The organism is Kitasatospora putterlickiae, assembly GCF_039527695.1.
In the GTDB taxonomy this organism is placed as follows: domain Bacteria; phylum Actinomycetota; class Actinomycetes; order Streptomycetales; family Streptomycetaceae; genus Kitasatospora; species Kitasatospora putterlickiae.
Genome location: NZ_BAAAKJ010000225.1, coordinates 4,797 through 21,455, shown reverse-complemented (window position 1 = coordinate 21,455; position 16,659 = coordinate 4,797). Strand labels below are relative to the sequence as shown.

Annotated in this window: 24 protein-coding genes; all 24 read left to right on the top strand. The window is 68.4% G+C overall.

Annotation, left to right across the window (positions count from 1 at the left end; all coding sequences use genetic code 11):
• The first annotated feature begins 3 nt into the window (after window positions 1–3).
• On the top strand, window positions 4–315 hold the full coding sequence (gene rplX, locus ABD308_RS22665; RefSeq protein WP_100892787.1) for a 50S ribosomal protein L24: 312 nt from the start codon (window positions 4–6) through the stop codon (window positions 313–315).
• A complete protein-coding gene (gene rplE / locus ABD308_RS22660) occupies window positions 315–884 on the top strand; it encodes a 50S ribosomal protein L5 (protein WP_030300393.1) in 570 nt (189 codons plus the stop codon). Before rplX ends, rplE begins: the two co-directional genes overlap by 1 nt.
• Before the next feature lie 4 nt (window positions 885–888).
• Window positions 889–1,074, top strand: a complete 186-nt coding sequence (locus tag ABD308_RS22655) for a type Z 30S ribosomal protein S14 (RefSeq protein ID WP_030393303.1) — start codon at window positions 889–891, stop codon at window positions 1,072–1,074.
• Window positions 1,075–1,360: 286 nt separating this feature from the next.
• The gene (gene rpsH / locus ABD308_RS22650; protein WP_030055831.1) at window positions 1,361–1,768 is read left to right on the top strand and encodes a 30S ribosomal protein S8; all 408 of its coding nucleotides are present in this window, start codon (window positions 1,361–1,363) and stop codon (window positions 1,766–1,768) included.
• Between the two features lie 22 nt (window positions 1,769–1,790).
• The gene (gene rplF / locus ABD308_RS22645; protein ID WP_030393304.1) at window positions 1,791–2,330 is read left to right on the top strand and encodes a 50S ribosomal protein L6; all 540 of its coding nucleotides are present in this window, start codon (window positions 1,791–1,793) and stop codon (window positions 2,328–2,330) included.
• 3 nt (window positions 2,331–2,333) lie between these two features.
• The gene (rplR, locus tag ABD308_RS22640; protein ID WP_344338019.1) at window positions 2,334–2,717 is read left to right on the top strand and encodes a 50S ribosomal protein L18; all 384 of its coding nucleotides are present in this window, start codon (window positions 2,334–2,336) and stop codon (window positions 2,715–2,717) included.
• 48 nt (window positions 2,718–2,765) lie between these two features.
• On the top strand, window positions 2,766–3,389 hold the full coding sequence (gene rpsE / locus ABD308_RS22635) for a 30S ribosomal protein S5 (protein WP_344338017.1): 624 nt from the start codon (window positions 2,766–2,768) through the stop codon (window positions 3,387–3,389).
• On the top strand, window positions 3,389–3,571 hold the full coding sequence (rpmD, locus tag ABD308_RS22630) for a 50S ribosomal protein L30 (RefSeq protein WP_030055835.1): 183 nt from the start codon (window positions 3,389–3,391) through the stop codon (window positions 3,569–3,571). The genes rpsE and rpmD overlap by 1 nt, the downstream gene beginning before the upstream one ends.
• Before the next feature lie 2 nt (window positions 3,572–3,573).
• The gene (rplO, locus tag ABD308_RS22625; protein WP_380629753.1) at window positions 3,574–4,026 is read left to right on the top strand and encodes a 50S ribosomal protein L15; all 453 of its coding nucleotides are present in this window, start codon (window positions 3,574–3,576) and stop codon (window positions 4,024–4,026) included.
• A gap of 328 nt (window positions 4,027–4,354) precedes the next feature.
• Complete coding sequence (gene secY, locus ABD308_RS22620; RefSeq protein WP_344338016.1) at window positions 4,355–5,665, top strand: preprotein translocase subunit SecY; 1,311 nt, start codon at window positions 4,355–4,357, stop codon at window positions 5,663–5,665.
• Entirely contained in the window at window positions 5,665–6,318 is a 654-nt protein-coding gene (locus ABD308_RS22615) for an adenylate kinase (protein WP_344338014.1), read from the top strand. Before secY ends, ABD308_RS22615 begins: the two co-directional genes overlap by 1 nt.
• A 100-nt stretch (window positions 6,319–6,418) precedes the next feature.
• Complete coding sequence (gene map / locus ABD308_RS22610; protein ID WP_344338012.1) at window positions 6,419–7,258, top strand: type I methionyl aminopeptidase; 840 nt, start codon at window positions 6,419–6,421, stop codon at window positions 7,256–7,258.
• A gap of 175 nt (window positions 7,259–7,433) precedes the next feature.
• Window positions 7,434–7,859 carry a large conductance mechanosensitive channel protein MscL gene (mscL, locus tag ABD308_RS22605; RefSeq protein WP_344338010.1) on the top strand — a complete coding sequence of 142 codons (426 nt, stop codon included), beginning with the start codon at window positions 7,434–7,436 and terminating at the stop codon, window positions 7,857–7,859.
• A gap of 172 nt (window positions 7,860–8,031) precedes the next feature.
• A complete protein-coding gene (infA, locus tag ABD308_RS22600; RefSeq protein WP_003956442.1) occupies window positions 8,032–8,253 on the top strand; it encodes a translation initiation factor IF-1 in 222 nt (73 codons plus the stop codon).
• Window positions 8,254–8,286: 33 nt separating this feature from the next.
• The gene (gene rpmJ, locus ABD308_RS22595; RefSeq protein ID WP_003956441.1) at window positions 8,287–8,400 is read left to right on the top strand and encodes a 50S ribosomal protein L36; all 114 of its coding nucleotides are present in this window, start codon (window positions 8,287–8,289) and stop codon (window positions 8,398–8,400) included.
• A gap of 172 nt (window positions 8,401–8,572) precedes the next feature.
• Window positions 8,573–8,953 carry a 30S ribosomal protein S13 gene (rpsM, locus tag ABD308_RS22590; protein WP_344338008.1) on the top strand — a complete coding sequence of 127 codons (381 nt, stop codon included), beginning with the start codon at window positions 8,573–8,575 and terminating at the stop codon, window positions 8,951–8,953.
• Between the two features lie 72 nt (window positions 8,954–9,025).
• The gene (gene rpsK / locus ABD308_RS22585; RefSeq protein WP_014136257.1) at window positions 9,026–9,433 is read left to right on the top strand and encodes a 30S ribosomal protein S11; all 408 of its coding nucleotides are present in this window, start codon (window positions 9,026–9,028) and stop codon (window positions 9,431–9,433) included.
• 131 nt (window positions 9,434–9,564) lie between these two features.
• The gene (locus ABD308_RS22580) at window positions 9,565–10,587 is read left to right on the top strand and encodes a DNA-directed RNA polymerase subunit alpha (RefSeq protein ID WP_030055844.1); all 1,023 of its coding nucleotides are present in this window, start codon (window positions 9,565–9,567) and stop codon (window positions 10,585–10,587) included.
• Window positions 10,588–10,714: 127 nt separating this feature from the next.
• A complete protein-coding gene (rplQ, locus tag ABD308_RS22575; protein WP_344338005.1) occupies window positions 10,715–11,197 on the top strand; it encodes a 50S ribosomal protein L17 in 483 nt (160 codons plus the stop codon).
• Between the two features lie 79 nt (window positions 11,198–11,276).
• Complete coding sequence (gene truA, locus ABD308_RS22570) at window positions 11,277–12,188, top strand: tRNA pseudouridine(38-40) synthase TruA (RefSeq protein WP_344338004.1); 912 nt, start codon at window positions 11,277–11,279, stop codon at window positions 12,186–12,188.
• 41 nt (window positions 12,189–12,229) lie between these two features.
• Complete coding sequence (locus tag ABD308_RS22565; RefSeq protein WP_344338003.1) at window positions 12,230–13,903, top strand: ABC-F family ATP-binding cassette domain-containing protein; 1,674 nt, start codon at window positions 12,230–12,232, stop codon at window positions 13,901–13,903.
• Window positions 13,904–14,112: 209 nt separating this feature from the next.
• A complete protein-coding gene (gene rplM, locus ABD308_RS22560; protein ID WP_030055846.1) occupies window positions 14,113–14,556 on the top strand; it encodes a 50S ribosomal protein L13 in 444 nt (147 codons plus the stop codon).
• A 46-nt stretch (window positions 14,557–14,602) separates the two neighbouring features.
• Window positions 14,603–15,106 (top strand): 30S ribosomal protein S9, encoded by a 504-nt coding sequence (gene rpsI / locus ABD308_RS22555; RefSeq protein WP_224273932.1) that lies wholly within the window; start codon window positions 14,603–14,605, stop codon window positions 15,104–15,106.
• 170 nt (window positions 15,107–15,276) lie between these two features.
• Window positions 15,277–16,641, top strand: a complete 1,365-nt coding sequence (gene glmM / locus ABD308_RS22550) for a phosphoglucosamine mutase (RefSeq protein WP_344338079.1) — start codon at window positions 15,277–15,279, stop codon at window positions 16,639–16,641.
• The last annotated feature ends 18 nt before the right edge of the window (window positions 16,642–16,659 follow it).

The window sequence follows — 16,659 nt, the reverse complement described above, 5'->3', positions numbered from 1 at the left end:
AGCATGAAGATCAAGAAGGGTGATCTGGTTCAGGTCATCACCGGCAAGGACAAGGGCAAGCAGGGCAAGGTCATCCAGGCCCTGCCGGCTGAGAACAAGGTCCTGGTCGAGGGTGTGAACCGGGTCAAGAAGCACACCAAGCCGGGTCCGGGCACTCAGGGTGGCATCGTCACCGTCGAGGCCCCGGTGCACGTCTCCAACGTCCAGCTGGTCGTGGAGAAGGACGGCAAGAAGGTCGTCACCCGCGTTGGCTACCGCTTCGACGACGAGGGCAACAAGATCCGCGTTGCCAAGCGAACCGGTGAGGACATCTGATGTCTGAGACGTCTGTTGAGAAGGTGACCCCCCGCCTCAAGGAGCGTTACAACTCCGAGATCAAGGGTCAGCTGCAGGAGCAGTTCTCGTACGAGAACGTCATGCTGACGCCCGGCCTGGTCAAGGTCGTCGTCAACATGGGTGTCGGCGAGGCCGCCCGTGACAGCAAGCTGATCGAGGGCGCGATCCGCGACCTGACCGCGATCACCGGTCAGAAGCCGGCCGTGACCAAGGCTCGCAAGTCCATCGCGCAGTTCAAGCTGCGCGAGGGCCAGCCGATCGGCACCCACGTCACCCTCCGTGGTGACCGCATGTGGGAGTTCCTGGACCGTCTGGTGTCGCTGGCCCTGCCGCGTATCCGTGACTTCCGCGGTCTCTCCCCCAAGCAGTTCGACGGCCGTGGCAACTACACCTTCGGTCTGACCGAGCAGGTTATGTTCCACGAGATCGACCAGGACAAGGTCGACCGTCAGCGCGGTATGGACATCACCGTCGTGACCACCGCGCAGACCGACGACGAGGGCCGGGCGCTCCTGCGTGCTCTGGGCTTCCCGTTCAAGGAGGCGTGAGCAAATGGCGAAGAAGTCCCTCATCGCGAAGGCCGAGCGGAAGCCGAAGTTCGGCGTCCGGGCCTACACCCGGTGCCAGCGTTGCGGCCGTCCGCACTCGGTGTACCGCAAGTTCGGCCTGTGCCGTGTGTGCCTCCGCGAGATGGCCCACCGTGGCGAGCTGCCGGGCGTGACCAAGAGCTCCTGGTAATCCTCTTTCCTTAGAGGAGCCGGACGCTCCAGGCACGCAGCGAAGCAGAGGTGCCCGATCCCACACCGGCCCGTTTTGGGCCTGCCGTACGGATTCCCGTAAGGTAGTGGGGTCGGGCCCCCAGCCACGGCTTCCCCATGGATGCCCGTGGCCCTCTTGCGAGAGGGCTCGCACCCAGTCTTACGACGTCGCAGGTCCCCTGCGCTTGTGCCCCTGACGAACTCGGAAGAGTGCGGAAGGGGGACCTGGCGCGGAGAAACCGCGGCGAGAGAGGCCTGAGGCCATCATGACCATGACCGACCCCATCGCAGACATGCTCACGCGTCTGCGTAACGCGAACTCGGCGTACCACGACTCCGTGGCGATGCCGGCCAGCAAGATCAAGGCGCACGTCGCCGAGATCCTGCAGCAGGAGGGGTACATCTCCTCCTACAAGGTTGAGGAGCCCGTCGAGGGCGAGGTCGGCAAGAAGCTGACCATCGAGCTCAAGTTCGGCCCCAACCGTGAGCGCTCCATCGCCGGCATCAAGCGCATCAGCAAGCCGGGTCTGCGCGTTTACGCAAAGTCCACCAACCTGCCGAAGGTTCTCGGCGGCCTGGGCGTGGCGATCATCTCCACGTCCTCCGGCCTCCTGACCGACAAGCAGGCCGCCAAGAAGGGCGTAGGCGGAGAAGTTCTCGCCTACGTCTGGTAATTCGGGAAACGGAGGTACAGCAATGTCGCGCATTGGACGGCTGCCCATCCAGGTCCCCGCTGGCGTGGACGTCACCATCGATGGCCAGACGGTCTCGGTGAAGGGCCCGAAGGGCTCCCTCACCCACGTCGTCGCCGCGCCGATCGAGATCGGCAAGGGCGAGGACGGCATTCTGGCCGTCACCCGCCCCAACGACGAGCGTCAGTCGAAGGCCCTGCACGGCCTGACCCGCACGCTGGTGGCGAACATGATCACCGGCGTGACCGCGGGCTACCGCAAGTCGCTGGAGATCAGCGGTGTCGGCTACCGAGTTCTGGCGAAGGGCTCCGACATGGAGTTCCAGCTGGGCTACAGCCACCCGATCCTCGTCGAGGCTCCGGAGGGCATCTCCTTCGTCGTCGAGTCGGCCACCAAGTTCCACGTGGACGGCATCGACAAGCAGAAGGTCGGCGAGGTCGCCGCGAAGATCCGCAAGCTGCGCAAGCCCGACCCGTACAAGGCCAAGGGTGTCAAGTACGCGGGCGAGGTCATCCGCCGCAAGGTCGGAAAGAGTGGTAAGTAAGCGATGAGTGTCTCTGTCAAGATCGGCAAGGGCAACGCCTACAAGAGCGCCGCTCGCAAGCGCCGCGCGATCCGCGTTCGCAAGCGCATCGTCGGCAGCGAGGTGCGTCCGCGCCTCGTCGTGACGCGCTCGAACCGTCACATGGTCGCCCAGGTCATCGACGACGCCAAGGGTCACACCCTGGCGTCGGCGTCCACCCTCGACGTGTCCATCAAGGGCGCCGAGGGCGACAAGACCGAGCTGGCCAAGAAGGTCGGAAGCCTGGTCGCCGAGCGCGCCAAGGCCGCCGGCATCGAGTCGGTCGTCTTCGACCGCGCGGGCAACCGGTACGCCGGCCGCATCGCCGCCCTGGCGGACGCGGCCCGTGAGGCCGGGCTCGACTTCTAAGCCGCTCGTCGACTCTGTCGGCGGACGTAATCGAGAGAGGTAATTCCAATGGCTGGACCCCAGCGCCGCGGTAGCGGCGCCGGCGGCGGCACCGGTGGCGAGCGGCGCGACCGTAAGCGGGACGACCGGGGCAACGCCCCCGCCGTCGAGAAGACCGCTTACGTCGAGCGCGTCGTCGCGATCAACCGCGTCGCCAAGGTTGTCAAGGGTGGTCGTCGTTTCAGCTTCACCGCGCTGGTCGTGGTGGGCGACGGTGACGGCACCGTAGGTGTCGGCTACGGGAAGGCGAAGGAGGTTCCGGCCGCCATCGCCAAGGGCGTTGAGGAGGCCAAGAAGAACTTCTTCAAGGTCCCCCGTATCCAGGGCACCATCGCGCACCCCGTTCAGGGCGAGAAGGCCGCCGGCGTCGTGCTGCTGAAGCCCGCCGCCCCCGGTACCGGTGTTATCGCCGGTGGCCCGGTGCGTGCCGTCCTGGAGTGCGCCGGCGTTCACGACATCCTGTCGAAGTCGCTCGGCTCGGACAACGCGATCAACATCGTGCACGCCACGGTTGCCGCGCTGAAGCAGATCCAGCGTCCCGAGGAGGTCGCGGCCCGCCGTGGCCTGCCGCTCGAGGACGTGGCTCCGGCCGGTCTTCTGCGGGCTCGGGCTGCTGCCGGGGTGAGTGCCTGATGGCTCGCCTGAAGATCACGCAGACCAAGTCGTACATCGGCAGCAAGCAGAACCACCGTGACACCCTGCGTTCGCTTGGCCTCAAGCGCATGCACGACGTCGTGGTGAAGGAGGACCGTCCCGAGATCCGCGGGATGGCCCACACGGTCCGTCACCTGGTGACGGTTGAGGAGGTGGACTGATCATGGGCGACAACCCGATCAAGATCCACAACCTGCGTCCCGCCCCGGGTGCCAAGACCGACAAGATCCGCGTGGGTCGTGGTGAGGCGTCCAAGGGTAAGACCGCTGGTCGTGGTACCAAGGGCACCAAGGCCCGCTACCAGGTTCCGCAGCGCTTCGAGGGTGGCCAGATGCCGCTCCACATGCGTCTGCCGAAGCTGAAGGGCTTCAAGAACCCGTTCAAGATCACGTTCCAGGTCGTCAACCTCGACAAGCTGGCCGAGCTCTACCCGCAGGGTGGCGCGGTCACGGTCGAGGACCTGGTCGCCAAGGGCGCGGTTCGCAAGAACTCCCTCGTCAAGGTGCTCGGCACCGGCGAGATCTCGGTCGCGCTGCAGGTGACGGTGGACGCCGTCTCCGGCTCGGCCGCCGAGAAGATCACCGCCGCCGGCGGTACCGTCACCGAGCTCGTCTGAGCCCGCTGACTTTCCGCGAGCCCCGCGTCTCCCGCTTCGGGAGGCGCGGGGCTCGCGCCTTTTTCCGGTTCTTCGCGTGCGGGCCGTCCGCGCGGCGCGATCCGGCCCTCGTTCTTTTGTGTGGCAAAACCGGGCATCCCGTACCCCATGAGTGGGGGACCGGCGGTACGCGCTTCTTTCGAGTGGCCGTGCACTGTTAGAGTCCGTGGAGTTCCCTTGTAGGCTGCGCATAGGCTCGCCTGTGCCGTCTGTAACGGAGCCCGTTCCGCAAACTCCCATTCAGGACCGACCCTCCCGCCGACGACGCGCGGGAGGCGCAGGAGGCACCGTGCTCAGTGCGTTCGCGCGGGCGTTCCAGACGCCCGACCTGCGCAAGAAGCTGCTGTTCACGCTGGGCATCATGGTGCTGTTCCGGCTGGGCTCACATGTCCCCGTCCCCGGGGTGGACTTCCAGGCGGTGCACGCGTGCCTGAAGGACAACGAGAACAACGGCCTGTTCGGGCTCGTCAACCTGTTCAGTGGTGGCGCGCTCCTCCAGCTGACGATCTTCGCCCTCGGCATCATGCCGTACATCACGGCGAGCATCATCCTCCAGCTCCTCACCGTCGTGATCCCACGACTTGAGGCGCTGAAGAAGGAGGGACAGGCCGGCCAGGCGAAGATCACCCAGTACACCCGCTACCTGACCATCGCGCTCGCCGTGCTCCAGGGCACCGGCATCGTGGCGACGGCCTCCAGCGGCGCGCTGTTCTCGGGCTGCGTCTACGCCAACCAGATCGTGCCGGACACCGGCGTGTTCCGGATCGCCGTGATGGTGCTGACCATGACCGCCGGCACCACGGTGATCATGTGGCTCGGTGAGCTCATCACCGACCGCGGCATCGGCAACGGCATGTCGCTGCTGATCTTCACCTCGATCGCCGCGCAGTTCCCGTCCTCGATGTGGGCCATCAAGGGTTCCGGCACCATCGGCGGCGGCTGGGTCGAGTTCTTCTCGGTCATCGCGGTCGGCGTCATCGTTGTGATGCTGGTCATCTTCGTCGAGCAGGCGCAGCGCCGGATCCCGGTCCAGTACGCGAAGCGGATGATCGGGCGCCGGGCCTTCGGCGGAACCTCGACCTACATCCCGCTCAAGGTGAACCAGGCCGGTGTCATCCCGGTCATCTTCGCCTCGTCGCTGCTGTACATCCCGGCCCTCGTGGTCCAGCTGACCAACAGCCAGGCCGGCTGGGCGGTGTGGATCAACCAGCACTTCGTGCGCGGTGACCACCCGATCTACATGGCCACCTACTTCCTGCTGATCGTCTTCTTCGCCTTCTTCTACGTCGCCATCTCCTTCAACCCCGAAGAAGTCGCCGACAACATGAAGAAGTATGGTGGGTTCATCCCGGGTATCCGGGCCGGCCGTCCGACGGCCGAGTACCTGAACTACGTGCTCACCCGCATCACGTGGCCGGGTTCGCTCTACCTGGGCCTGATCGCGTTGATCCCGATGATCGCCCTCGTCGCGTTCGGACAGCAGACCAACTTCCCGTTCGGCGGCACCAGCGTTCTCATCGTCGTCGGCGTCGGACTCGAAACTGTGAAGCAGATCGAGAGCCAGCTCCAGCAGCGTAATTACGAAGGGTTCCTCCGCTGATGCGTATCGTCCTCGTCGGACCCCCCGGGGCCGGGAAGGGTACTCAGGCGCACCTGCTCGCCAAGACCCTGTCCATCCCCCACATCTCCACCGGCGACCTGTTCCGCGCCAACATCGGTCAGGGCACCCCGCTGGGTGTCGAGGCCAAGAGCTACATGGACGCGGGCCGCCTGGTGCCCGACGAGGTCACCATCGGGATGGCCAAGGACCGCATGCTCCAGGAGGACGCCGCCAACGGCTTCCTGCTGGACGGCTTCCCGCGCAACCTGGGCCAGGCGAAGGCGCTGGACGAGTTCCTCGCCGAGCAGGGCATCAAGCTGGACGGCGTGCTGGACCTGGAGGTCCCCGAGGACGAGGTCGTCCGCCGGATCGCCGGCCGGCGGCTGTGCCGCAACGACGGCGGTCACGTGTTCCACGTGGACTACAACTCGCCGAAGGTCGAGGGCGTCTGCGACGAGTGCGGCGGCGAGCTGTACCAGCGCTCGGACGACACCGAGGAGGCCGTGCGCACCCGGCTGGAGGTCTACCACACGGAGACCGAGCCGATCATCGACTACTACCGCCAGCAGGGCCTGATCGCGACGATCCCGGCCCTCGGCAAGGTCGACGAGGTCACCGCGCGCGCGATCGAGGCGCTGAAGCAGGACAGCTGAGCCCCGACTACGGTTTGAAGGCCAGCGACGTACGTACGGTGGAACGAGTGCACGGCCGCCCGGCAAGGACCGGGCGGGAATCCAAGGAAGGCGTGACCAGATGGTGGAGATCAAGACCCCCGAGCAGATCGCGAAGATGCGAGCGGCCGGGCTGGTCGTCGCCGAGGCGCTCAAGGCGTGCCGTGAGGCGGTCGCCCCGGGAATCACCACCCAGGAGCTCAACGACATCGCCGACAAGGTCATCACGGACCACGGCGCGACCTCGAACTTCCGGGCCCACCACGGCGGCCTCTGGTTCCCGGGCGTGATCTGCGCCTCGGTGAACAACGAGGTCGTGCACGGCATCCCGGGTGACCGGGTGCTGCGGGAGGGCGACCTCATCTCGATCGACTGCGGCGCGATCCTGGACGGCTGGCACGGCGACGCGGCGATCACCGTCGCGGTCGGCGAGGTCGCCCCCGAGGTGGAGATGCTGAGCCGGGTCACCGAGGGCTCGATGTGGGCCGGCATCGCCCAGATGAAGAAGGGCAACCGCCTGGCCGACGTCTCCAAGGCGATCGAGGGCTTCATCCGGCGCCAGCCGCTGCCGCCCAAGGGCAAGTGGGGCATCACCGAGGGGTACGGCGGCCACGGCATCGGCACCGCGATGCACATGGAGCCGCACGTGCTGAACTACGTCGAGCGCGGCCGCGGCAAGGGGCCCAAGCTGATCCCCGGCACCGTGCTGGCGATCGAGCCGATGGTCTCGCTCGGGACCCCGCACACCACCGTGCTGGAGGACGACTGGACGGTCGTCACCAACGACGGCACCTGGGCCTCGCACTGGGAGCACTCGGTGGCCGTCACCGAGCAGGGCCCGGTCGTGCTGACCGCCTTCGACGGCGGCAAGGAGATGCTGGCCAGGCTGGGTGTGACCGCCGCGCCGGACCCGCTGGCGTAGTCGCTCGGCAGGCGCGCCGGAGCCGCTCGGGAGCCGTGTCGGAGTCGGGCCGGAGCCGCTCGGGGCGGCCAACTCCCGTCGCTGACAAGGGATCAGGGCCCTGGAGGTTTGGACTTCCAGGGCTTTTGTCCTATTTTTATGCGCCGGTAGTGGCTTCGATCGGCAGGAGAGAGCAGTGCTCAAGGGATTCCGCGACTTCATGATGCGCGGCAACGTGGTCGACATGGCGGTCGGTGTGGTGATCGGCTCCGCGTTCACCGCGGTGGTCACCGGCTTCGTCGCCGCCTTCCTCACCCCGCTGGTGGGTGTGGTGGTCGGCGCCGCGGGCGACTTCAGCTCCTACAAGGCGACGGTCGCCGGCGTGACCTTCCCGTACGGGCAGTTCCTCAACGTGCTGATCGCGTTCCTGATGACCGCGGCCGTGCTGTACTTCTGCGTCGTCCTGCCGGTGACCAAGGCCACCGCGCGGTACATGCCGAAGAAGCCGAAGACCCCGAAGCGCCCGTGCCCCGAGTGCCTGACCGAGATCCCCGAGGCGGCCAGCCGCTGCTCGGCCTGCACCGCGCACGTCGAGCCGCTGACCGCTCCGGCCGCCCGCTGATCGGGTACCCCCGTTTTGGAGCAGCCCGCGTGCTGACGTAGGATGGACCGTCGGCTCACTCGTAGCGTGCTCCAGCACGCCCTCTTCCCCCTCGGTGGGGTCGGGGTGGACCCAGGTTCGCACGAGCGTTCCGCATACGGTAGCCGGTCCCGGAAGGTGGATCTCGCAGTTCATGGCTAAGAAGCAAGGCGCCATTGAGATCGAGGGCACCGTGATCGAGTCTCTTCCGAACGCGATGTTCAAGGTCGAGCTGCAGAACGGTCACAAGGTCCTCGCGCACATCAGTGGCAAGATGCGCATGCACTACATCCGCATCCTGCCGGACGACCGGGTCGTGGTGGAGCTCAGCCCCTACGACCTCACGCGCGGCCGGATCGTCTACCGCTACAAGTAAGAACGTCAGATCTAGACCCGGAGAACCTGAAACATGAAGGTCAAGCCGAGCGTCAAGAAGATCTGCGACAAGTGCAAGGTGATCCGCCGTCACGGCCGGGTCATGGTGATCTGCGACAACCTGCGCCACAAGCAGCGCCAGGGCTGATCGTCCCCCGCATTTCTCGTAGTACTTCGCGCGACGCGAAAACGTCATAAGCGGGCCACCCGATCCGTCCCCCGGACGGACTGCCGCCCCCGGTCAGAGGCCGGGGCTCCCTCACCGTGAGGTGTTGGAGTAGGTGGCACGCCAGACCTCTGAAAAACCACAGGAGCCTTGAATGGCACGCCTCGCCGGCGTTGATCTCCCCCGTGAGAAGCGGATCGAGATCGCCCTCACCTACGTGTACGGCATCGGCCGTACCCGCGCCCAGCAGACCCTCGCCGAGACCGGCGTCAACCCGGATGTCCGCGTTCGCGACATCGCCGAGGAAGACCTGGTCAAGCTGAGCCAGTACATCGACGCCAACTTCACGGTCGAGGGTGACCTCCGCCGCGAGGTGGCCGCCGACATCCGCCGCAAGGTCGAGATCGGCTGCTACGAGGGTCTGCGTCACCGCCGGGGCCTGCCGGTCCGCGGCCAGCGCACCCACACCAACGCGCGTACCCGCAAGGGCCCGCGTCGCGCGATCGCCGGTAAGAAGAAGCCGGGCAAGAAGTAGTCCGTCCCGTAACCGGACATCCCTCCGGCCCGCGGGTCAGCGGACCGACCACCTCAGTAGGAGAACAGACTTATGCCCCCCAAGGGTCGTCAGGCTGCCGGCGCGAAGAAGATCCGCCGCAAGGAAAAGAAGAACGTCGCTCACGGCCACGCGCACATCAAGAGCACGTTCAACAACACCATCGTTTCGATCACCGACCCGTCGGGCAACGTGATCTCCTGGGCCTCCGCCGGCCACGTCGGCTTCAAGGGCTCGCGCAAGTCCACCCCGTTCGCCGCGCAGATGGCCGCCGAGGCCGCTGCCCGTCGCGCGCAGGAGCACGGCATGCGCAAGGTCGACGTCTTCGTGAAGGGTCCGGGCTCCGGCCGCGAGACCGCGATCCGTTCGCTCCAGGCCACCGGCCTGGAGGTCGGCTCGATCCAGGACGTCACCCCCACCCCGCACAACGGCTGCCGTCCGCCGAAGCGCCGCCGCGTCTGACGCGGCGCCTTCGGGCACGCTGGGTTCTGCTTTAAACCTCGTACGGGCTCCCGTTTCTTGCGGGAGCCCGTACGCTGGTTCTGTTCGGCATCAAATAGTGGGTGCCGAAGATCACTGGAGGATCAGAAAACATGCTTATCGCTCAGCGTCCTTCGCTGACCGAAGAGGTCGTCGACGAGTTCCGCTCGCGGTTCGTGATCGAGCCGCTGGAGCCGGGCTTCGGCTACACCCTCGGCAACTCCCTGCGTCGTACCCTCCTGTCGTCGATCCCGGGTGCCGCTGTCACCAGCATCCGCATCGACGGCGTCCTGCACGAGTTCACCACCGTGCCGGGCGTCAAGGAGGACGTCACCGACCTCATCCTCAACATCAAGCAGCTGGTCGTCTCCTCGGAGCACGACGAGCCGGTCGTGATGTACCTGCGCAAGCAGGGTCCGGGTGTGGTCACCGCCGCCGACATCGCGCCGCCGGCCGGTGTCGAGGTGCACAACCCCGAGCTGGTCCTCGCCACCCTGAACGGCAAGGGCAAGCTGGAGATGGAGCTGACCGTCGAGCGCGGTCGCGGCTACGTCTCCGCCGTCCAGAACAAGGCCTCCGGCCAGGAGATCGGCCGCATCCCGGTCGACTCGATCTACAGCCCCGTGCTGAAGGTCACCTACAAGGTCGAGGCCACCCGTGTCGAGCAGCGGACCGACTTCGACAAGCTGATCGTCGACGTCGAGACCAAGCCCGCCATGCGTCCGCGCGACGCCATGGCCTCGGCCGGCAAGACCCTGGTGGAGCTGTTCGGCCTCGCCCGCGAGCTGAACATCGACGCCGAGGGCATCGACATGGGCCCGTCCCCGACGGACGCCGCCCTGGCCGCCGACCTGGCGCTGCCGATCGAGGAGCTGGAGCTCACCGTCCGCTCCTACAACTGCCTCAAGCGCGAGGGCATCCACACCGTGGGTGAGCTCGTCGCCCGCTCCGAGGCCGACCTGCTCGACATCCGCAACTTCGGTGCGAAGTCGATCGACGAGGTCAAGGCGAAGCTGGCCGGCATGGGCCTGGCCCTCAAGGACAGCCCGCCCGGGTTCGACCCGACCGCCGCCGCCGACGCCTTCGGCGCCGACGACCTGGACGACGCGGGTTACGCGGAGACCGAGCAGTACTGAGAGACTTGACCGCGGGGGCGGTTCCCCGGAACCGCCCCCGTCGTCGTGAAAGTCGTGCGGGCACAGTGCCCGTACGCCCGCCGCGGTACCTGGTACGGCCGCGGTCGGAGATTCGAGGAGTAATTCCATGCCGCGTCCCACCAAGGGTGCCCGCCTCGGCGGCGGCCCGCACCACGAGCCCCTGCTGCTCGCCGGTCTGGCCCGTGAGCTGTTCCAGTACGGCCGCATCACCACCACCGAGGCCAAGGCCCGCCGCCTGCGCCCGCTGGCGGAGAAGCTGATCACCAAGGCGAAGAAGGGCGACATCCACAACCGTCGCCTGGTGCGCAAGACCATCACCGACATCTCGGTGCTGCACACCCTCTTCACCGAGATCGCGCCGCGCTACGAGAACCGCCCGGGTGGCTACACCCGCATCACCAAGATCGGTCCCCGTCGTGGCGACAACGCCCCGATGGCCGTGATCGAGCTGGTCGAGGCGCTGACCGTCGCGCAGACCGCCGTCGGCGAGGCCGAGGCCGCCACCAAGCGTGCCGTCAAGGAGGCCGACGCCAAGGTCGAGGCCACCGAGACCAAGGCCGACGAGGCCGAGGCCGCCGAGCAGGCCTGACACCACCGGGTGTTCGCGGGCCCGCTTCCCCATTCGTGGGGGAGCGGGCCCGTTCCTCATGTCCAGGGAGTGGAGAGCAGTGGTCAACGATTGCGCCGAGCGGCCGCCGGTCAAGGACGGTCCGGCCGACGGGTACGTCCGGATCCGGCTCGACCTCGCCTACCACGGCGCCGACTTCTCCGGCTGGGCCCGGCAGAAGGGCGGTCGCCGGACGGTCCAGGAGGAGATCGAGACCGCCCTGCGGGTCGTCACCCGCAGCTCCGGGCTCTTCCCGCTCACCGTGGCCGGCCGCACCGACGCCGGCGTGCACGCCCGCGGCCAGGTCGCCCACGTCGACCTGCCGGCCGAGCTGTGGGCCCAGCACGGCGCGAAGCTGCTCCGCCGGCTGGCCGGGCGGCTGCCGGGCGACGTCCGGATCTACCGGGCGGCCGAGGCCCCGGCCGGCTTCGACGCCCGCTTCTCGGCGATCTGGCGCCGCTACGCCTACCGGGTCGCCGACCACCCCGGTGGCGTCGACCCGCTGCTGCGCGGCCACGTGCTCTGGCACGACCGGCCGCTCGACCTGGAGAAGATGAACGCCGCCGCGCGGCTGCTGCTCGGCGAGCACGACTTCGCCGCGTACTGCAAGAAGCGCGAGGGCGCCACCACCATCCGCACCCTGCTGGAGCTGCGCTGGGACCGTGTCCCGGTCGACGCCTACGCCGCCCAGGAGGGCTCGCTCGCGGTCGCCACCGTCCGGGCCGACGCCTTCTGCCACAACATGGTGCGGGCGCTGGTCGGCGCGATGCTGCTGGTCGGCGACGGGCACCGGCCGGTGGAGTTCCCCGGCGAGGTGCTGGCCGGCGGCGTGCGCAACTCCGCCGTCAACGTGATCCGGCCGTACGGGCTGACCCTGGAGGAGGTCGGCTACCCGCCGGACGACCAGCTCGCCGAGCGCAACCGCGCCGCCCGCCGGATGCGCACCCTGCCCGGGCCGCCCGCCGCCGGTTAATCGGTTTTGGTCCGGGGCGGTGGCTTGGGACAATCGCCCCCATGGGACACGTCGAGATTTCGCACCTGGAGTACTACCTGCCGGACGGGCGGGTGCTGTTCGATGACGCGTCCTTCCGGGTGGGGGAGGGCGCGGCGGTGGCGCTGGTCGGTGCCAACGGCGCCGGCAAGACCACCCTGCTGCGCATGATCGCGGGCGACCTCCAGCCGCACGGCGGCTCGGTGACGATCAGCGGCGGCCTCGGCGTGATGCGCCAGTTCGTCGGCACCACCGGCCGCGAGGGCAGGCAGCCCGACGAGGACCGCCATGGCCCGGCCCCGCTGCCCGCCGACGCCTCCGTGCGCGACCTGCTGGTCTCCGTCGCCCCCGAGCGGATCGCCAAGGCCGCCCGCGCGGTCGACGCGGCCGAGCTGGCGATGATCGCCCAGGATGACGAGAAGACCCAGATGGCCTACGCCCAGGCGCTCTCCGACTGGGCCGACGTCGGCGGCTACGACTACGAGACCGACTGGGACGTCTGCACGATGGCCGCCCTCGGCGTGCCCTTCGACAAGGCCCAGTGGCGCGGCCTGAACACGCTCTCCGGCGGCGAGCAGAAGCGGCTCGTCCTGGAGGCGCTGCTGCGCGGCCCCGAGGAGGTGCTGCTGCTCGACGAGCCGGACAACTACCTGGACGTCCCGGGCAAGCGCTGGCTGGAGGAGGCCATCAAGGCCACCCCGAAGACCGTGCTGTTCATCTCGCACGACCGCGAGCTGCTCTCCCGCACCGCCGAGAAGATCATCAGCGTCGAGTCCGGCGCGGCCGGCTCCAGCGTCTGGGTGCACGGCGGCGGCTTCGACTCCTTCCACGAGGCCCGCAAGGCCCGCTTCGAGCGGTTCGAGGAACTGCGCCGCCGCTGGGACGAGGAGCACGCCAAGCTCAAGAAGCTGGTCGTCACCCTGCGCCAGGCCGCCTCGATCAGCCACGACATGGCCTCCCGGTACGCGGCCGCGCAGACCAGGCTGAAGAGGTTCGAGGACGCCGGCCCGCCGGAGGCGCCGCCGCGCGAGCAGACCATCACCATGCGGCTCAAGGGCGGGCGCACCGGCGTGCGCGCCTTCACCATGGAGCGGCTGGAGCTCACCGGCCTGATGCGGCCCTTCGACCTGGAGGTCTTCTACGGCGAGCGGATCGGTGTGCTCGGCGCCAACGGCGCCGGCAAGTCGCACCTGCTTCGGCTGCTCGCGGGTGACACGACGGTCGCCCACACCGGCTCCTGGAAGCTCGGCGCCCGCGTGGTGCCCGGGCACTTCCGGCAGACCCACGCCCACCCCGAGCTGCTCGGCCGCACGGTGCGCTCGATCATCGAGGAGGAGCACGCGCTCAGCCGCGGCGCCGCGATGGGCGCGCTGCGCCGCTACGAGCTGGACCGCCAGGAGGAGCAGAAGTTCGAGTCGCTCTCCGGCGGTCAGCAGGCCCGGCTGATGATCCTCAAGCTGGAGCTGTCCGGCGTCACCGCGCTGCTGCTCGACGAGCCGACCGACAACCTGGACCTGGAGAGCGCCGAGGCGCTGCAGGCCGGTCTGGAGGCCTTCGACGGCACGGTGATGTGCGTCACCCACGACCGCTGGTTCGCCCGGACCTTCGACCGTTTCCTGGTGTTCGGCGCCGACGGGCAGGTCTACGAGTCGTCCGAACCGGTCTGGGACGTCACCCGGGTCGAGCGGGACCGATGAGCGGTTTTGACCCTCTCCTCGCCTGCCGGTAACCTGGGCGCTTGATGTGCGTATTGGCTCGCTCTATCTCACGTGAGAGGTCGGTACGCCGGAGACATCAGGTCGACGACCAGCGGCTCCCCCTTGAATTGCGTCCAAGGCGGCCAGGCTGATCCCTCCTCCAGGTGCTCCTGTCAGGACTCACTCACTGAAAAGCGAAGGCTACGACCGTGCGTACGTACAGCCCCAAGCCCGGCGACGTCCAGCGTCAGTGGCACGTCATCGACGCGACCGACGTCGTGCTCGGCCGCCTGGCCTCCCAGGCCGCCAACCTCCTCCGGGGCAAGCACAAGGCGATCTACGCGCCGCACGTTGACACCGGTGACTTCGTCATCATCATCAACGCGGACAAGGTGCACCTGTCGGGTAACAAGAAGACCCAGAAGCTGGCGTACCGCCACAGCGGCTTCCCGGGCGGTCTCCGCTCGGTCCGCTACGACGACCTCCTGGCCAACAACCCGGAGAAGGCCGTCGAGAAGGCCATCAAGGGCATGATCCCCAAGAACAGCCTGGGCCGCCAGATGCTCTCCAAGCTGAAGGTCTACTCGGGCGACCAGCACCCGCACGCTGCCCAGCAGCCGGTGCCGTTCGAGATCACCCAGGTCGCGCAGTAATTCCGGCCACCAAGCCCCCCATCACTGAAAAGAGCTGAGGAACACCGTGGCCGAGACCACCGAAACCCTTGAGGTCGACTTCGACGAGACCGTCGTCGAGGGCGAGTACACCTCCGAGGAGAGCTACACCTCCGAGTCCCTGGCCGGCCGCTTCGGCGAGGCCGTCCCCGGCGCCGGCCTCGGCCGTCGCAAGGAGGCGATCGCCCGCGTGCGCATCGTCCCCGGCACCGGCCAGTGGAAGATCAACGGCCGCACCCTTGAGGGCTACTTCCCCAACAAGGTGCACCAGCAGACCGTGAACGAGCCCTTCAAGCTCCTGGAGCTGGACGGCCGTTACGACGTCGTCGCCCGCATCAGCGGCGGCGGCGTGTCCGGTCAGGCCTACGCGCTGCGCCTCGGCGTGGCCCGTGCCCTGAACGAGGCCGACGTGGACAACAACCGCGGCGCCCTCAAGAAGGCCGGCTTCCTGACCCGTGACGCCCGCGCCGTCGAGCGCAAGAAGGCCGGTCTGAAGAAGGCCCGCAAGGCGCCGCAGTACAGCAAGCGCTAATTTCGCCCCCGGGGGTGCGTACCGCCCTGGTGGTGCACGCCCCCGGATGCGCTCTACACGCCCCGGAGTACCCCGTGTACTCCGGGGCGTCGTGTTCCCCGGCCATTGTGCGGAGCCCGGGGATTCGATCGGATTCACTGCAAGACATTGCGGAGATGGAGGACGGCACAGTGGGACGACTCTTCGGTACGGACGGCGTGCGCGGTGTGGCCAACGAGGGCCTGACGGCGGAGCTGGCGCTCGGCCTGTCGGTCGCGGCGGCGCACGTGCTCGGTGAGGCGGGGGCCTTCGACGGCCACCGGCCGGTCGCGGTGGTCGGCCGCGATCCGCGCGCCTCGGGCGAGTTCCTGGAGGCCGCGGTCATCGCCGGCCTGGCCAGCGCGGGTGTCGACGTCCTGCGGGTCGGTGTGCTGCCCACCCCTGCGGTGGCCTATCTCACCGGCGTGCTCGGCGCCGACTTCGGCGTGATGCTCTCCGCCAGCCACAACGCGATGCCCGACAACGGCATCAAGTTCCTCGCCCGCGGCGGCCACAAGCTGGACGACCGGATCGAGGACGCCATCGAGTCCCACTACCACAAGCACGCGGCGGGCGGCGAGAACTGGAACCGCCCGACCGGCGCGGCCGTCGGCCGGGTCCGCGAGTACACCGAGGGCTTCGACAAGTACGTCGCCCACCTGATCGGCGTGCTGCCCAACCGCCTGGACGGCATCCGGGTCGTCATCGACGGCGCGCACGGCGCGGCCGCCTACGTCGCCCCCGAGGCCTTCGCCCGGGCCGGCGCCGAGGTGGTGCACACCCTGGGAGCCGAGCCCACCGGCCTCAACATCAACGACGGTGTCGGCTCCACCCACCTGGACCGGCTGCGCGCCGTCATGCGCGAGCACTCCGCCGACCTGGGCATCGCCCTGGACGGCGACGCCGACCGCTGCCTGGCCGCCGACGCGGACGGCAACGAGGTCGACGGCGACCAGATCATCGCGATCCTCGCCGTCGCCATGAAGGAGGCCGGCACGCTGCGCCGCAACACCGCGGTCGCCACCGTGATGTCCAACCTGGGCTTCAAGCTGGCCATGCGGCGCGAGGGCGTCGAGCTGGTCGAGACGGCCGTCGGCGACCGGTACGTGCTGGAGGCGATGAAGGAGCAGGGCTTCGCGCTGGGCGGCGAGCAGTCCGGCCACGTCATCCTGCTGGACCACGCGACCACCGGCGACGGCACGCTGACCGGCCTGATGCTGGGCGCCCGGCTGGCGGCGACCAAGCAGCCGCTGGCCGACCTGGCCGCCGTGATGACCCGGCTGCCGCAGGTGCTGATCAACGTCAAGGGCGTCGACAAGAGCCGGGTGAAGACCAGCGAGGAGCTGGCCGCCGCGGTCGCCGCCGCCGAGGCCGACCTGGGCGCCACCGGCCGGGTGCTGCTGCGCCCGTCGGGCACCGAGCCGCTGGTCCGGGTGATGGTCGAGGCGGCCGACGAGGGGCAGGCGCGGTCCGTCGCGGAGAAGCTGGCCGAGGCCGTCCGCACCCACCTGGGCTGACCGTCCGGAGACGGCGAG

Coding starts and splice junctions, on each gene's coding strand:
- infA (WP_003956442.1), top strand. CDS start 8,032: ATGGCTAAGAAGCAAGGCGCCATTGAGATCGAGGGCACCGTGATCGAG.
- ABD308_RS22615 (WP_344338014.1), top strand. CDS start 5,665: ATGCGTATCGTCCTCGTCGGACCCCCCGGGGCCGGGAAGGGTACTCAG.
- rpsM (WP_344338008.1), top strand. CDS start 8,573: ATGGCACGCCTCGCCGGCGTTGATCTCCCCCGTGAGAAGCGGATCGAG.
- rplX (WP_100892787.1), top strand. CDS start 4: ATGAAGATCAAGAAGGGTGATCTGGTTCAGGTCATCACCGGCAAGGAC.
- rplQ (WP_344338005.1), top strand. CDS start 10,715: ATGCCGCGTCCCACCAAGGGTGCCCGCCTCGGCGGCGGCCCGCACCAC.
- rplE (WP_030300393.1), top strand. CDS start 315: ATGTCTGAGACGTCTGTTGAGAAGGTGACCCCCCGCCTCAAGGAGCGT.
- ABD308_RS22565 (WP_344338003.1), top strand. CDS start 12,230: ATGGGACACGTCGAGATTTCGCACCTGGAGTACTACCTGCCGGACGGG.
- map (WP_344338012.1), top strand. CDS start 6,419: ATGGTGGAGATCAAGACCCCCGAGCAGATCGCGAAGATGCGAGCGGCC.
- rpsK (WP_014136257.1), top strand. CDS start 9,026: ATGCCCCCCAAGGGTCGTCAGGCTGCCGGCGCGAAGAAGATCCGCCGC.
- ABD308_RS22655 (WP_030393303.1), top strand. CDS start 889: ATGGCGAAGAAGTCCCTCATCGCGAAGGCCGAGCGGAAGCCGAAGTTC.
- rplO (WP_380629753.1), top strand. CDS start 3,574: ATGGGCGACAACCCGATCAAGATCCACAACCTGCGTCCCGCCCCGGGT.
- rpsH (WP_030055831.1), top strand. CDS start 1,361: ATGACCATGACCGACCCCATCGCAGACATGCTCACGCGTCTGCGTAAC.
- rplR (WP_344338019.1), top strand. CDS start 2,334: ATGAGTGTCTCTGTCAAGATCGGCAAGGGCAACGCCTACAAGAGCGCC.
- ABD308_RS22580 (WP_030055844.1), top strand. CDS start 9,565: ATGCTTATCGCTCAGCGTCCTTCGCTGACCGAAGAGGTCGTCGACGAG.
- rpmD (WP_030055835.1), top strand. CDS start 3,389: ATGGCTCGCCTGAAGATCACGCAGACCAAGTCGTACATCGGCAGCAAG.
- rplF (WP_030393304.1), top strand. CDS start 1,791: ATGTCGCGCATTGGACGGCTGCCCATCCAGGTCCCCGCTGGCGTGGAC.
- rpmJ (WP_003956441.1), top strand. CDS start 8,287: ATGAAGGTCAAGCCGAGCGTCAAGAAGATCTGCGACAAGTGCAAGGTG.
- rpsE (WP_344338017.1), top strand. CDS start 2,766: ATGGCTGGACCCCAGCGCCGCGGTAGCGGCGCCGGCGGCGGCACCGGT.